The sequence below is a fragment of the Pseudomonas sp. FBCC-B1667 genome, from assembly GCF_059133255.1.
This window is the reverse complement of sequence record NZ_CP101437.1, coordinates 2,443,546-2,456,978: the sequence shown is the minus strand read 5'-3', so window position 1 is coordinate 2,456,978 and position 13,433 is coordinate 2,443,546. Positions and strand designations below refer to the sequence as shown.

The following is a 13,433-nucleotide window of genomic DNA, read 5'->3' as shown; positions in this document are numbered from 1 at the left end:
ACCCTCTTTCCCGGGAGGGCGTGAAGGGTCTTATTTTTTGCTGCGAGGCAGCATCGAGCCCACTACCTGTTTTGCGGTTTGCACGATCACTCCGGCTTCGTCCGGGTCGCCCTTGAGCAAGGTCGAGGCGAATTTTTTCGCTTGTTCGAGCTTGATGTGCGGCGGCAGCGGCGGGACGTTGGGGTCGGTCTTGAATTCGATCAGCACCGGAACGTCCGACGCCAGGGCCTTGTCCCAGGCCGCGGCGACGTCCTCTTCGCGATCGACGAAAATCCCCTTGAGCCCGATCGACAGGGCGAACAGGTGATACGGGACATCGGGGATGCTCTGCGACGCCTCAAACTTGGGATCGCCCTCCATCACCCGCTGTTCCCAGGTGACCTGATTGAGGTCTTCATTGTTGAACACGGCGCAAATCCATTTCGGGTTGTCCCACTGCCGCCAGTATTTGGCAACGGTGATCAGCTCGGCCATGTTGCTCATCTGCATCGCACCGTCGCCCACCAACGCAATCACGGTACGTTGCGGGAAAGCGAATTTTGCCGCAATCGCGTACGGCACGGCGGCGCCCATGGAGGCCAGGCCGCCGGAAAGCGAACATTTCATACCCCGGCGGATTTTCAGGTCGCGGGCGTACCAGTTGGCACAGGAGCCGGAGTCGCTGGTGATGATCGCCAGCTCCGGCAACCGTGGCGACAGTTCATAGACCACCCGCTGCGGGTTGATCGGGTCGGCGCTGACCAGCGCGCGCTTTTCCAGGGTCTTCTCCCACGTGCTGCGCCAGCCTTCGACTACCTTGCGCCATTTGCGTGACGTCTTTGGCACCAGTAACGGTGCCAGCGCCGCAAGCGTTTCCGCGGCGTCGCCCACCAGGTTGACCTCCATTGGATAGCGCAGGCTGAGCATGTCGGGTTGCAAATCGATCTGCACCCCGCGCGCCTGCCCTTCCTTGGGCAGGAATTCGGAATAAGGGAAACCGGAACCAACCATCAGCAAGGTGTCGCATTCCATCATCAGCTTGTAGCTGGGCTCGGTGCCCAGCAGGCCGATACTGCCCGTGACCCACGGCAGATCGTCCGGCAATGCCGCTTTGCCCAACAATGCCTTGGCCACGCCGGCACTCAGTTTTTCAGCCACCACAATCAGTTCATCGGTGGCGTTCAAGGCACCCGCGCCGATCAGGATGGCGACTTTCTCACCCGCGTTCAGCACCTCCGCCGCGCGTTGCAGATCAGCGTCGTAGGGCACGACTTTCGGCTTGCTGTAACCGACGCCGGAATGCACCGTGCCGTGCGCCCTGGCCGGTTCCTCGTAGGGCAAATCTTGCAGATCATTGGGCAGGATCAGCGCAGTCACCCGCCGCTCGCCGATGGCCGTGCGCACTGCCCGGTCGAGCAGGTGCCGGACCTGCGCAGGCACTGAGGCCTGTTGCACGAACGCACCGGCGACGTCCTTAAACATCGACAGCAAATCCAGTTCCTGTTGATAGTGACCGCCAAGCGCCGCGCGCGCCTGCTGGCCGACGATTGCCAATACCGGCATATGATCCATGCGCGCGTCGTACAGCCCGGTGATCAGGTGCGAGGCACCGGGGCCGGATGTCGCGATGCACACGCCCAGCTCGCCCGTAAATTTTGCATGGGCCGACGCCATGAACGCGGCCATTTCTTCATGACGGGCCTGAATGAATTCGATTTTTCCCTGAGCCCGGCTCAGCGCGCCGAAAACGCCGTTGATACCGTCGCCCGGATAACCGAAAATCCGCGTGACGCCCCATTGGCTGAGTCGCTCTACCAGAAAGTCGCTGACTGTGGTTGTCATGAAGATCCTCTTCTTTAGTCCGATGGCGATAATCGCTACAGAAACACCAGATATTGTTTAGCCAACCTTGTCGTTGTCCTGGTCCGGCGTTTCCATGCCGATCTCTTCTTCAGGGTCATCCTGCGGGTAGCCAGGTAACCCACGGGTGTCATTCGACTCTTGAAGATGGCCTGGCAGGGTATTTCTGCTATTCCCATCCGTGGTGCGATTTGGATCTTCATCACGGCCAGCCGTGCCGAGCACGCAACCGTCGTCATTGGGGTTACTCAGATCCTCAGCGGGTCTGTCCTTCGTGATAGATGGTTGGGTTTTCATAACGCCTCCAATTCAAAGTCATGAGACTTCTTTTGAAGATGTGACCAGCACCAGAGTGCAGCTCAATTGACGAATGGTAATTTGGACTCCTGCTGAAAAGAAAAGCCGAGTCGTTGTTTTATGAGGCTCTGGACCCTCTCGTCTTATTGAATGAAATTTTTCCGCCCCCCTCAACGAGTCGCCGAATAGTTTTGCGCGGACACCAAAAAGCCGATACGACCGATCGGCTTTTCGGAGTGACGGTCGCCCCTCGGTTACATTCCTGAACAATGACCGAGCGCTGGCAGTTCACGTCTTGGCTTTGATTACAACACCTCGAACAATCCTGCCGCCCCCATCCCTCCGCCCACACACATCGTTACGACCACGAACTTCACACCCCGCCGTTTTCCTTCGAGCAACGCGTGCCCGGCCATCCGCGCTCCGCTCATGCCATAGGGGTGCCCGATAGAGATTGCACCGCCGTTGACGTTCAGCTTCATCGGATCGATTCCCAAACGCTCAGCACAGTAAAGCACTTGGCATGCAAAGGCTTCGTTTAGCTCCCACAACCCGATATCGCTCACGCACAAGCCGTGCTGCCGAAGCAGCTTGGGCACCGCCAGTACCGGTCCGATGCCCATTTCTTCCGGCGCCAGGCCGACGACGGCGATGCCTCGATAAAGGCCCAGTGGCGCAATGCCTGAACGGGCCGCGAGGCCTCCCTCCAGCAACACACACGCACTGGCGCCGTCAGACAATTGGCTGGCGTTGCCGGCCGTGACGCAGCCGCCTTCTATGACCGGTTTAAGCCCTTGGAGATCGGCGAGTACGGTGGCGGGTCTGTTGCCTTCATCCTTGGCCAGGGTGACCTCCTGATAGCTGACCGCCCCACTCTCTTTATCAATGATTCGCTTGCGCGTTGTCACCGGGACGATCTCGTTGGCAAACAACCCCGCTTCTTGCGCCGCGGCTGTTCGTTGCTGGGACTGCAACGCGTAGGCATCCTGCGCTTCCCGGCTGATGCCATAACGACGCGCCACCCATTCAGCGGTTTGAAGCATGGGCATGTAGGCGTGTTCGCTCATACGCAGCACAGTCGCATCGTACGCCTCACTCGCCAGCTGATTGTGAGCCTGTTGTACCAGGCTGATTTGCTCTTGGCCGGCACCGATGGTCACCTGCATTCCGTCGACGATGATCTGCTTGGCGGCGATGGCAATCGCCATCAAACCCGATGCGCACTGACGGTCGACAGTCTGCCCGCTCACCGATACTGGAAGGCTGGCCGCCAATGCCGACAAACGCGCCGGGTTGATGGCGGAGGTACCGCTTTGCATGGCTGTGCCGAGCACCAGGTCTTCGATTTGCGCCGGTTCAATGCCGGCTCGCTCGACAGCAGCGCAAATGGCGATGGCCGTCATGCTCGGGGTCTTCAGGTCGTTGAACGCACCGCGCATGGCCTTGCCGATTGGCGTGCGGGCGGTGGATACGATCACGGCGTCTTTCATGGTTCAAGTTCCTTGTTCGAGGAAGTGAGGCAATCGCAAATCAATTCACTCAACGCCAGGCGCAGGCGTTCAGGGATCGGCACTGGGCGGCGCTCATGCCGGTCGACAAAGACGTGCACGAAGCGCCCGGTCGCACAGGCCCGTGGCTGCCCTTCGCGGAATACAGCAAGCTGATAATGCACTGAGCTGTTGCCGAGTTTGCTCACCGCCAGCGCCACTTCGATGCGCTCCGGAAACGCGACCGGCGCGTGGTAATCGCAGCTGGAACTGACTACCAGGCCGATCACCGGACCACCATGGATGTCCAGCCCACCGAGCTCGATCAGGGCACTGTTCACAGCACTGTCGAAGAAGCCGTAATACACGACGTTGTTCACGTGACCATACAGGTCGTTGTCGCGCCAACGGGTGGTGATCGTTGTGAAGTGTCGGTAGCTGTCGCGCTGCGTGACGTTGGTCATCCGTACGCCGCCTCATAGATGGCCAACGCATCGGCTTCACTGACCGGGCGCGGGTTGTTCACCAACAGGCGCTGTTGCTGCATCGCGTCAATGGCCAATTGAGGCAGGCTTTCTCTCGGCACTCCGGCATCACGCAGTGTGGTTGGCAAGCCGCAACGAGATGCCAATTGCTCCAATTCACAGACAAATTGTTCGGCGCGACTCTGTCGATCACCCGCCTGCAGCCTTTCGCCCAACAACGGCAGCGCCAGTTCGGCGTAGTCCGCCATTGCTACCGGCAGGTTGAAGCGCAGCACATGAGGCAGCACCAGCGAATTCGCCAACCCATGAGGAATGTGAAAGTGTCCGCCCAGCGGGTAGGCCAGCGCATGCACCGCCGCCACCGGCGCGTTGGCAAATGCCTGGCCGGCCAGGCAGGCACCCAGCAACATCGCTTGGCGCGCGGCCAGGTTACTGCCGTTGTACACAGCCTGGTCGAGGTTGGACGCCAAAAGCCGTAACGCCTCTCGCGCCAAGAGGCTGGACAGCGGATTGCGCTTGAGCTTGCTGGTGTAGGCCTCGATCGCATGCACCATGGCATCAATGCCCGTGGCCGCCGTCACGGCTGGCGGCAGGCCTAACGTACAGACGGCGTCGAGTAAGGCGAGATCCGGCAGCAACAACGACGAGACGACGCCCATCTTGGTGGTGTCACCGGTGGTGACGATCGCGATGGGTGTCACCTCCGAGCCGGTCCCGGCAGTCGTCGGCACCTGAATCAGCGGCAAGCGCTGCCCCTTTGCCTTGTCAACGCCATACAACTCGGTGATCGGCTGAGTGCACTGCGGATGCGCCAGCAGCGCGACCAGTTTGGCCACGTCCAACGAACTGCCGCCACCGAAGCCGACGATTAGATCGGCGCCGATATGCCGTGCCCGTTCAACGGCGGCGAGCACGCAAGCCTGACTTGGATCCGCCGTCACGTCACTGAAGATCGTCACGGCAACTTTGGCGAGGGTGAAACCAGGCAACACCTCATCAAGCATGCCCAGGCGAGCAATACCCGGGTCGGTGACTATCAATACACGGCGCGCGCCGCGTTCCCTGCACAGATTGGCAAGGCGCGGCGCGGCGCCGGTTTCGCAGAGCATCTGCGCCGTAGTGGCAAAGCTGAAAGGCTGCATGTCAGCGACTCCTGATTTTTGTACTTCGTCTGCAATCAGCAACTGAAGTCAGTTGCCGGCATCGCCATCAAGCAGTTCGCACCACCCGACAATGCTTCCCGGTGTGCGCTTGCACGGGGTAATACGCGCCGCCAGTAGAAGTCCGCGGTTTGTAGCTTGGCTTGATAAAAGGCGCTTTCATTGGTCCCGTCAGTCAGGATTTCACCCGCTCGAATCGCTGCCTGCAGCCAGAGCCCCGCCAGCAGGACGTAAGCCGAATACGCGAGGAAGTCCACCGAGACCGCGCCGATTTCCTGCGGGTCCCGGTGGCAGGCCTCGATGATGGTCTTGCCCAATGCCCGCCATTCCTCAAGGCGTTGACTGACTGCGCTTGCCATTTCCTGCAGCTGGGGTTGATGGCCAGCAGCCTCGACGTGCTGAGCCAGCTCATCGACCAGCGCGTGCAGTTCGGCACCGCCATCGCCCATCAGCTTGCGCCGGACCAAGTCCAGCGCCTGGATGCCATTGGTGCCTTCATAGAGCTGGGTGATGCGACTGTCACGCATCAACTGTTCCATACCCCATTCGCGGATGTAGCCATGCCCGCCATACAGTTGCACGCCCAGGCTGGCGACCTCTTGGCCGACATCGGTGAAGAACCCTTTGACGATCGGGATCAGTAGCGCAGTGCGACGCATGGCTGCACGACGAGCCTCGGACTCTGGGGCACCGTGTTCGAGATCGAGTTGCCGTGCGGTGTAAGCGCCGAGCATCCGGCAGCCTTCGGTGAGGGATTTTTGCGTGAGCAGCATGCGCCGCACATCCGGATGAACGATGATCGGGTCGGCGGGTTTGTCCGGCGCCACCGCTCCGGTCAGCGAGCGCGACTGCAGACGTTCACGGGCGTACGCCAAGCCACCCTGAAACGCCGCCTCAGCAATTCCCAGCCCTTGCAGGCCGACCTGAAAGCGCGCGTCATTCATCATGGTAAACATGCATGACAGGCCCTGATTCGGCTCGCCCACCAGCCAGCCTTGGGCACCGTCGAAATTCATGACGCACGTCGACGCCCCCTTGATGCCCATTTTGTGTTCCAGTGCGCCGCAGCTCAGGGTATTACGCCGACCGTCGATCAAGACTTTCGGCACCAGGAACAAGCTGATGCCTTTCACGCCGGCAGGAGCATCCGGCAGGCGTGCCAGCACCAGATGAACGATGTTGTCCGTCAGGTCGTGCTCGCCGCCACTGATGAAAATCTTGCTGCCAGTGATGCAATAGCTGCCATCGGCCTGAGGCTGCGCGCGGCTGCGCAGCAACGCAAGATCAGTGCCGGCCTGGGGCTCTGTCAGGCACATGGTGCCGGTCCATTCGCCGCTGACCATGTTGCTCAGCCATGATTGCTTGAGCGCTTCGCTGCCATGGCGATGCACGGCTAACACCGCGCCTTCAGTCAGCCCCGAATAGATCCGGAACGACAATGACGCCGCCATCAGCATCTCGTGGACGCTGGCCGAGACCATTTGCGGAAGGCCTTGGCCGCCATACTCGGTTGGCCCGGTCATGCTCGCCCAACCATTGTCGATGTATTGGCGATAGGCATCGCGAAAGCCATCGGGTGTGCTGACCTCGGTGCCATTCAACCGGCAGCCTTGCTCGTCGCTGTTACGGTTCAGCGGCGAAATGACGTCGCCAGTGAAGCGCCCGGCCTCTTCAAGAATGCCGTCGAGGGTATCGCGATCGAGGTCGATACCCAGCTGTTCGCAGTGACCAGATACGTCAAACAGTTCGTGCAAGACGAAGCGCATATCGCGCAGTGGTGCTTGATAATTTATGACCGTCCCCCCTCGACATCGGCGAAGCGCTTGCCGGCAGCCACCAACGTGTGGATCAGCCCGGCGGGACGCCAATGCTCACCGAGAACCCCCTGCAGATGCTCCAGTCGAGCAAGCACCTCGTTCAAACCCCGCTCGTCCGCCCAGCACATCGGCCCGCCCGTGACTGCCGGGAAACCGTAGCCGTTGAGCCAGACCTGATCGATGTCATGGCTGCTGCCGGCGATGCCTTCTTCAAGAATTTTTGCGCCCTCGTTGACCAGCGCCAAGAGGCAACGGTCGAGGATCTCCCGCGCGTCGATCTCGCGGCGACGATAACCCTGGCCCTGCGATACCTTGAGCACCAGCTCGTCAACCTGCGAATCTTGCTCGGCGCGACGACTGCCGGGGGCATAGCGGTAGTAGCCATGGCCGGTCTTCTGGCCAAGGCGACCGAGTTCGCACAAGGCGTTGTCGATTTGTACCAGAGGATCGTCCATGCCCTGCCCCGCCAGTTGTCGGGCGCGCCATTCCAGATCGATGCCGACCACGTCATACATGCGGAACGGGCCCATTGCGAAACCGAACTGTTGCAACACCTCATCGATCTGTTGCGGCAGGGCGCCTTCAAGCAGCATTTCCCTAGCCTGCGCCACGTACCTGCGCAGCATCCGATTACCGATGAAGCCAGGGCAGTTGCCCGACACGACGGCGACCTTCCCGGTTCGCCGGGCGAGCACCCGTCCAGCGTCCAGCACCGCGCTGTTGGTGTGCTTGCCGCGGACGATTTCCAACAGTTTCATGATGTGTGCCGGGCTGAAAAAATGCAGGCCCAGCACGTGTTGCGCACGCCCCGTCACAGCAGCAATGGCGTCAATGTCGAGGGCCGAGGTGTTGCTGGCCAGAATGGCCTGTGGCTTGAGGTGGGCATCCAGCGCGCGGAAGATCTCCTGCTTGAGTTCAAGGCTCTCGTACACCGCCTCGATCACCAGATCCACATCGGCCAGCGCAGCGTAGCTTTGCACCGGACTTACCCGTTTCAGACAGGCGTCAGCCTCGATCTGAGAGATGCGTTCTTTGCCAACCTGCTGCGACCAGGTCTGTTCAATCATGGCCAGGCCTGCGTCCAGGGTCAGGGCATTGCTTTCCAGCCATAGCACTGGAAACCCGGCGCTGGCCAGGCTGATGACGATGCCCCGGCCCATAGTGCCGGCACCGATCACGGCGACCTGTTGGATATCGAAAGTGGTGCTCACACGCGGCGCTCCTGCATCTGGGGAAAACGAAGGCCCTCACCCTAAGCAGGCTTCAAGTATTTTTGAAATTTCAATTTCATATGCCATATATTTGCAGCATGAATATTTCAAACTTTGATCTGAACCTGCTGCGTGTCTTTGACATGCTGCTGCGCGAGCAGAACGTCTCCCGCGCCGCCGAGCGTTTGGCACTGACTCAACCCACCGTCAGCAACGCTTTGGCCCGTTTGCGCGATGCACTGGGCGATCCGCTGCTGGTGCGCGTCGGCCGGCGCATGTGCCCTACCCCTCGGGCGCTCGCGCTGGAAGGGCCGATTCGCGCAGCGTTGCAACAGATCGAACAAACCCTGGCCACGGGTGACACGTTCGATCCGCAACGCAGTCACCGGCAGTTGCGTGTTGCCTTGACCGATTTTGTTGAACAGCTGTGCATGCCATCACTGTTGGCCCACCTGGAGACGCGAGCACCGAACCTGCGCATTGACGTCGTTCATCTGACGGCGAACCTGCCGGTAGAGACGCTCGATCGTGGCGAGCTGGACATGGTGCTGGGGCGATTTGACCACGTTCCGGCACGCTTTAGCCGTCAGCTCTGGCGCAGCGAAACACTGCGGGTCGCGGTACGACAGGGCCACCCGCACCTGGTTGACGGCCTTGAACTGGACACCTTCCTGCAACTGCGCCATGTCTGGGTGCACGGCGGCCAGACCCGGGGCATGGTCGACCAGTGGCTGGCAGAACAGAACCTGACGCGGCAGATCGTCTACACCACCCCCAATTATTTGCAAGCTGCACACTTGGTGGCGGCGACCGATCTTTGCGTCGTATTGCCAACGCAACTGGCGCAACAATTTGCCCGGTTGCTGCCTCTGGAATTGCATGAACTGCCGTTCGCATTACCGCCATTCGAGCTTGAGTTGGTGCATCTTTCGCATCGCCAACACGACCCGGCGCTAGCGTGGCTGAAGGCGCAGATCCTGGTCATTCAGCCGGTCTGAGTCATCACGCAATACGATGGCCGCCATGCTGTTCTGGTATTGGCTGCGACTCGACCCGCTGCCTAAAGTGGATCGCCCAAACAATAACAAGGACTCCTCCATGCGACTTTCCCAGCCTTTGCTCACCCTTGCCCTGCTGGTACCGCTCACGACTCTCGCGGCTACGCCTGCCAAGGATGCGACGGCGATCACCCTGCAAAACAATCAGCAATGGCTGCAGCGACTGCCCTTCGCCGACCGTGGCGATTTCGACGCGGCACAGCGCGGTTTGATCGAGCGCTACGAAGTTGTCGTCAGCAATTCGAATGGCAAGACCGTCTGGGATCCAGGCCAATACGCATTCCTCAACCAGACCCGCGCACCGGGTACCGTGAACCCGAGCCTGTGGCGAATAGCCCAGCTCAATACCATTGCCGGTTTGTTCAAGGTCACTGAAGGCGTTTATCAAATTCGAGGCCTGGACCTGGCCAACATGACCATCGTCGAGGGCGACAGTGGACTCATCGTGCTCGACCCACTGCTGTCGGTTGAAACCGCCAGAGCGGGCCTTGAGCTGTACTTCAAAAATCGCCCGCGCAAACCGGTCAACACGGTGATTTACACGCACCCGCACGTTGACCATTTCGGCGGCGTACGTGGGGTGATTGACGAAGCGGACGTCAAGGCTGGCAAAGTCCAGGTGATCGCGCCTCAAGGCTTTTTCGAGCACGCCATCGGGGAGAACGTCCTGGCGGGGCCGGCGATGAAGCGTCGCGCACACTACATGTACGGCGCGACGTTACCGCGCGGTGAACGTGGACAGGTAGACGCCGGCCTGGGCAAGGGTGTACCGGCAAACCCGACGGTCAGTCTGATCGCGCCGACCAAGGAAATCACCCAGCCGCTGGAGCGCCTGACCCTCGACGGCGTTGAAGTGGAATTCCAGCTCACTCCCGGTACTGAAGCGCCGGCGGAAATGAACATTTACTTCCCGCGATTCAAGGCACTGTGCATGGCCGAAAACGCCACTCACGTGCAGCACAACGTACTCACTTTGCGCGGCGCACTGGTTCGCGACCCGAAGATCTGGGCGCACTACCTGGATCAGTCTTTAGTCCGTTACGGCAACCAGGCTGAGGTGGTGTTTGCCCAGCATCACTGGCCGACCTGGGGCGGCGCGCAGATACGCGATTATCTGGCTGACCAGCGCGACATGTACGCATTCATCGACAGCCAGAGCTTGCGCCTGATCAACCAGGGCCTGACGCCGATGGAAATCGCCGAAACCCTGAGTTCGTTGCCACCACGCCTGGCGAATAAGTGGTCCAGCCGCGATTACTACGGCTCCCTGAGCCACAACGTACGCGCCGTTTATCAACGCTATATGGGCTTTTATGACGGCAATCCGGCGAACCTTAACCCCTTGGCGCCGCAAGCCGCCGGCAAGCGCTACGTGGCGGCCATGGGTGGTGCCGACCAAGTCTTGAGCAAAGCACGCCAAGCCTTCGACGAGGGGGATTATCGCTGGGTCGCGCAATTGACCAATCATCTGGTATTCGCTGAGCCGGATAACGCTGATGCGCGGCAATTACAGGCCGATGCGCTGGAGCAACTGGGTTATCAGAGTGAGAACGCCACGTGGCGCAACGCTTACCTCAGCGGCGCCCAGGAACTGCGCGACGGTGTAGCGGCCGCTTCCGCCAGCGGCGGTAATACCGACGACATGGTTCGGGCGCTGACACCGACGATGTTCTTCGATTACCTGGGTGTTCGTGTGGACGCGTTGAAAGCCGCCGACAACGACTTAACCATCAACTGGCGGTTCACCGATCTGGGCGAGGATTATGCCCTGACCCTGCGCAATGGCGTCCTCACCCATCGCGACCTGACCCGACATGATCAGCCCGACGTGGAAATAAGCATGAAAAAGTCGACCCTCGATCGCATCGCGCTTAAACAGACGGGCTTTTTGAAAGAGGCAACGTTGGGCGATATCGACATCAAGGGTGAACGGCTCAAGTTCCTGCGCTTCATGGGTGGGCTGGACGAACCGGATTCGCGATTCAATATCGTCACGCCTTGAACCTGCATGAGCGGCGCCTCAAGCGCCGCTTATCAACTTGAGCATCGCGCTGGCCCCTAGCAAACACACTGTTGCGCCTAATGCCAGAACAGCCTCGGGCGAAGGCGCCGACTTCTCGGCTCGCAGCATCGCCAAGCCTTGTTGATAGCGGCGACCCTGCCTGGCGAGCAGCACCAGGGCGGCAACAACGCCCACCCCCATCGAAAACCAGTCGCCCACTCGCCCCGCCAGAATCAGCACCACCAGCAACGCCAACAACGTCCGTCGCCAAGCCAGTTCCGTCCGCTCAGCCTGCAACCCCGGATCACCCATGCCAACGGGGCCAAAGCACAATACCGAACAACAACGTTGCGGTGGCGCATCCCATCGCCAGCAATGGCGCGAGTGTCGGTAAAGGCAGCGGCCGTTGTTGGCGCAGCGCTCGCTCCACCCTGAGCCAGCGCACGCATGCACCGACGCTGACCAGTTGGCTCAGGAGCATCAGGCTCATCGCCATGATCATGCGCAAATGGGGCTCGAAGACGTGTGTCGCGAGGGCCTCAATGGCGATCCCGCCCCCCATCAGGGCCAGCGAAGTTCGAATCCAGGCGAGAAAGGTGCGTTCGTTGGCCAGCGTGAATCGCGGGTCGGGCGCCTCACCGGCGCCCAACAGGATTTCAGTCCACGTACGACGTTTTTGCTCCGTGCCCATCAACGCACACCAAAGCTGCGCAAGGCACCAGGTGAAAAGTAAGAGAGGCTAATCGGCAGGTTGAACACATAAGGCTGGCGTTGCTCGTTAATCAGGCCCGAAACATGGTAGCGGCCACTTTTCAAATCATAGGTGACCTCCATGGCATTGACCGCAGCCTCACCGCCGGGGTGGTAAAAACTGTGTGCCTCGGATGTGCGCCACAATGTACCCCGCTGGTCGTAGACATCGGCCTCGAGGATCGCCCAGGTGTCTTCGTCAATGTAGTAATGGCGCTTGGCGTAAATGTGTTGAGCCCCGGGCTTTAAGGTCGCGACTACCTCCCACACCCGATGCAGTTCATAGCGGGTGGGCACGGGGTTGACGTGGCCGGGCTTGATCAACTCGCTGTAACGCAAGTCGGGCGAGGCCAGGCGATAACTGTTATAGGGCACGTAAAGCAATTTCTTGCCCTCCAGTTTCCAGTCATAACGATCCGGCGCGCCGTTGAACATGTCGCGACTGTCCGCCGTGCGCAAACCCGCAGTCCCCGGGCCGGTTGTGTCATAGGCGATACCGGGTGCGCGCCTCACCCGCCGTTGACTGGAACTGTAGACCCAGGACAAACGCGGTTCGGCAACCTGATCGAGCGTCTCGTGAACCACCATGGCGTCTCCGGCGAGCCGCGACGGCGCGGTCATTCGGTAAGTGAAGTAGTAAAGAATGTTGTCGGCGCCAGCGCTCGAAAGTCCGTCGGGGCGCGCGAATTCCTGACGTGCGCTCATGAGGGTGAAACGACCATTACCCAGCGGCGTGACGCTGTCAGAGATCAGGCTGTAACTGGCATTGCGGTTGCGGGTCAGGTGATTCCAGATCACTTCCAGTCCATTCCTGGGCACCGGAAAGGCGACCGCTCCGGCGAAGCCTTGCAGACCGTTTCCCTGATCCTTGAGTTGCGCAGACACGGCGTTGCGTGCGGCCGAAGCGGCGAGCGGCGCCGGTATCGCTACGCTGCGATGCGTGGGGTACACCGGTAGGCGCATCGTTTCGGGAAAGCGTTTGAGCAAAGCGATCTGCCCGCCGGACAACTGATCCTCATACAGGTGGTAATTCTGTGCGGTTATTTCGTACAGCGGTTGTTCGTCGGCGTAAGGGTCGACCGGCGTGCCGTTGCTTGCAAACCGTTGCTGCGCAGCCGTGAGTCCGCCCTGCCATGGCGGGATTCGTCCGTCAGGACTGGCGCCTCGCTCGGCACCTATCGGGGTCAGATCATGGGGCCATTCGCCAACGGCCAGCGATCCTGCCGCCCATGACATTCCAAGTAAAAACAGGCATGACAATGAAACTGAAGGCAACCGAACGAAACCTCGGGTACGGGTTGTCATCACTCTTAACCTCTTATTGTGT

General features: G+C 60.4%; 12 protein-coding genes. 2 read left to right on the top strand and 10 right to left on the bottom strand.

Annotation, left to right across the window (positions count from 1 at the left end; translation table 11 throughout):
• Nucleotides 1–30: 30 nt before the first annotated feature.
• The 7 genes from NL116_RS11050 to NL116_RS11020 all read right to left on the bottom strand — a co-directional run bounded on the left by NL116_RS11050 (nucleotide 31) and on the right by NL116_RS11020 (nucleotide 8,296).
• Nucleotides 31–1,821: a thiamine pyrophosphate-requiring protein gene (locus NL116_RS11050; protein WP_494377172.1), complete on the bottom strand. Its 1,791-nt coding sequence runs from the start codon at nucleotides 1,819–1,821 to the stop codon at nucleotides 31–33.
• 57 nt (nucleotides 1,822–1,878) lie between these two features.
• Entirely contained in the window at nucleotides 1,879–2,136 is a 258-nt protein-coding gene (locus tag NL116_RS11045; RefSeq protein ID WP_494377171.1) for a hypothetical protein, read from the bottom strand.
• 305 nt (nucleotides 2,137–2,441) lie between these two features.
• Complete coding sequence (locus NL116_RS11040; protein ID WP_494377170.1) at nucleotides 2,442–3,626, bottom strand: acetyl-CoA C-acyltransferase; 1,185 nt, start codon at nucleotides 3,624–3,626, stop codon at nucleotides 2,442–2,444.
• Entirely contained in the window at nucleotides 3,623–4,087 is a 465-nt protein-coding gene (locus NL116_RS11035) for an acyl-CoA thioesterase (protein WP_494377169.1), read from the bottom strand. The genes NL116_RS11040 and NL116_RS11035 overlap by 4 nt, the downstream gene beginning before the upstream one ends.
• Nucleotides 4,084–5,250, bottom strand: a complete 1,167-nt coding sequence (locus NL116_RS11030) for an iron-containing alcohol dehydrogenase (RefSeq protein WP_494377168.1) — start codon at nucleotides 5,248–5,250, stop codon at nucleotides 4,084–4,086. Before NL116_RS11030 ends, NL116_RS11035 begins: the two co-directional genes overlap by 4 nt.
• Nucleotides 5,251–5,285: 35 nt before the next feature.
• Nucleotides 5,286–7,061, bottom strand: a complete 1,776-nt coding sequence (locus NL116_RS11025) for an acyl-CoA dehydrogenase C-terminal domain-containing protein (RefSeq protein ID WP_494378037.1) — start codon at nucleotides 7,059–7,061, stop codon at nucleotides 5,286–5,288.
• Nucleotides 7,058–8,296 carry a 3-hydroxyacyl-CoA dehydrogenase gene (locus NL116_RS11020; RefSeq protein ID WP_494377167.1) on the bottom strand — a complete coding sequence of 413 codons (1,239 nt, stop codon included), beginning with the start codon at nucleotides 8,294–8,296 and terminating at the stop codon, nucleotides 7,058–7,060. The genes NL116_RS11025 and NL116_RS11020 overlap by 4 nt, the downstream gene beginning before the upstream one ends.
• Before the next feature lie 80 nt (nucleotides 8,297–8,376).
• Between NL116_RS11020 and NL116_RS11015 the strand changes: the two genes are divergently transcribed.
• Complete coding sequence (locus NL116_RS11015) at nucleotides 8,377–9,294, top strand: LysR family transcriptional regulator (protein ID WP_494377166.1); 918 nt, start codon at nucleotides 8,377–8,379, stop codon at nucleotides 9,292–9,294.
• Between the two features lie 100 nt (nucleotides 9,295–9,394).
• The gene (locus tag NL116_RS11010) at nucleotides 9,395–11,356 is read left to right on the top strand and encodes an alkyl/aryl-sulfatase (RefSeq protein ID WP_494377165.1); all 1,962 of its coding nucleotides are present in this window, start codon (nucleotides 9,395–9,397) and stop codon (nucleotides 11,354–11,356) included.
• A gap of 18 nt (nucleotides 11,357–11,374) precedes the next feature.
• On the opposite strand, the gene NL116_RS11005 is transcribed toward NL116_RS11010, so the two are convergent.
• Genes NL116_RS11005 through NL116_RS10995 form a run of 3 tightly spaced genes read right to left on the bottom strand, consistent with a single transcriptional unit; the run spans nucleotide 11,375 to nucleotide 13,342 of the window.
• Nucleotides 11,375–11,668 carry a DUF202 domain-containing protein gene (locus NL116_RS11005; protein WP_494377164.1) on the bottom strand — a complete coding sequence of 98 codons (294 nt, stop codon included), beginning with the start codon at nucleotides 11,666–11,668 and terminating at the stop codon, nucleotides 11,375–11,377.
• Nucleotides 11,661–12,047 (bottom strand): YidH family protein, encoded by a 387-nt coding sequence (locus NL116_RS11000; protein WP_494377163.1) that lies wholly within the window; start codon nucleotides 12,045–12,047, stop codon nucleotides 11,661–11,663. Before NL116_RS11000 ends, NL116_RS11005 begins: the two co-directional genes overlap by 8 nt.
• Nucleotides 12,047–13,342: a DUF1329 domain-containing protein gene (locus NL116_RS10995; protein WP_494377162.1), complete on the bottom strand. Its 1,296-nt coding sequence runs from the start codon at nucleotides 13,340–13,342 to the stop codon at nucleotides 12,047–12,049. The genes NL116_RS11000 and NL116_RS10995 overlap by 1 nt, the downstream gene beginning before the upstream one ends.
• Nucleotides 13,343–13,433: the final 91 nt, after the last annotated feature.

Coding starts and splice junctions, on each gene's coding strand:
- NL116_RS10995 (WP_494377162.1), bottom strand. CDS start 13,342: ATGTCATGGGCGGCAGGATCGCTGGCCGTTGGCGAATGGCCCCATGAT.
- NL116_RS11045 (WP_494377171.1), bottom strand. CDS start 2,136: ATGAAAACCCAACCATCTATCACGAAGGACAGACCCGCTGAGGATCTG.
- NL116_RS11000 (WP_494377163.1), bottom strand. CDS start 12,047: ATGGGCACGGAGCAAAAACGTCGTACGTGGACTGAAATCCTGTTGGGC.
- NL116_RS11035 (WP_494377169.1), bottom strand. CDS start 4,087: ATGACCAACGTCACGCAGCGCGACAGCTACCGACACTTCACAACGATC.
- NL116_RS11010 (WP_494377165.1), top strand. CDS start 9,395: ATGCGACTTTCCCAGCCTTTGCTCACCCTTGCCCTGCTGGTACCGCTC.
- NL116_RS11030 (WP_494377168.1), bottom strand. CDS start 5,250: ATGCAGCCTTTCAGCTTTGCCACTACGGCGCAGATGCTCTGCGAAACC.
- NL116_RS11015 (WP_494377166.1), top strand. CDS start 8,377: ATGCCATATATTTGCAGCATGAATATTTCAAACTTTGATCTGAACCTG.
- NL116_RS11005 (WP_494377164.1), bottom strand. CDS start 11,668: ATGGGTGATCCGGGGTTGCAGGCTGAGCGGACGGAACTGGCTTGGCGA.
- NL116_RS11050 (WP_494377172.1), bottom strand. CDS start 1,821: ATGACAACCACAGTCAGCGACTTTCTGGTAGAGCGACTCAGCCAATGG.
- NL116_RS11040 (WP_494377170.1), bottom strand. CDS start 3,626: ATGAAAGACGCCGTGATCGTATCCACCGCCCGCACGCCAATCGGCAAG.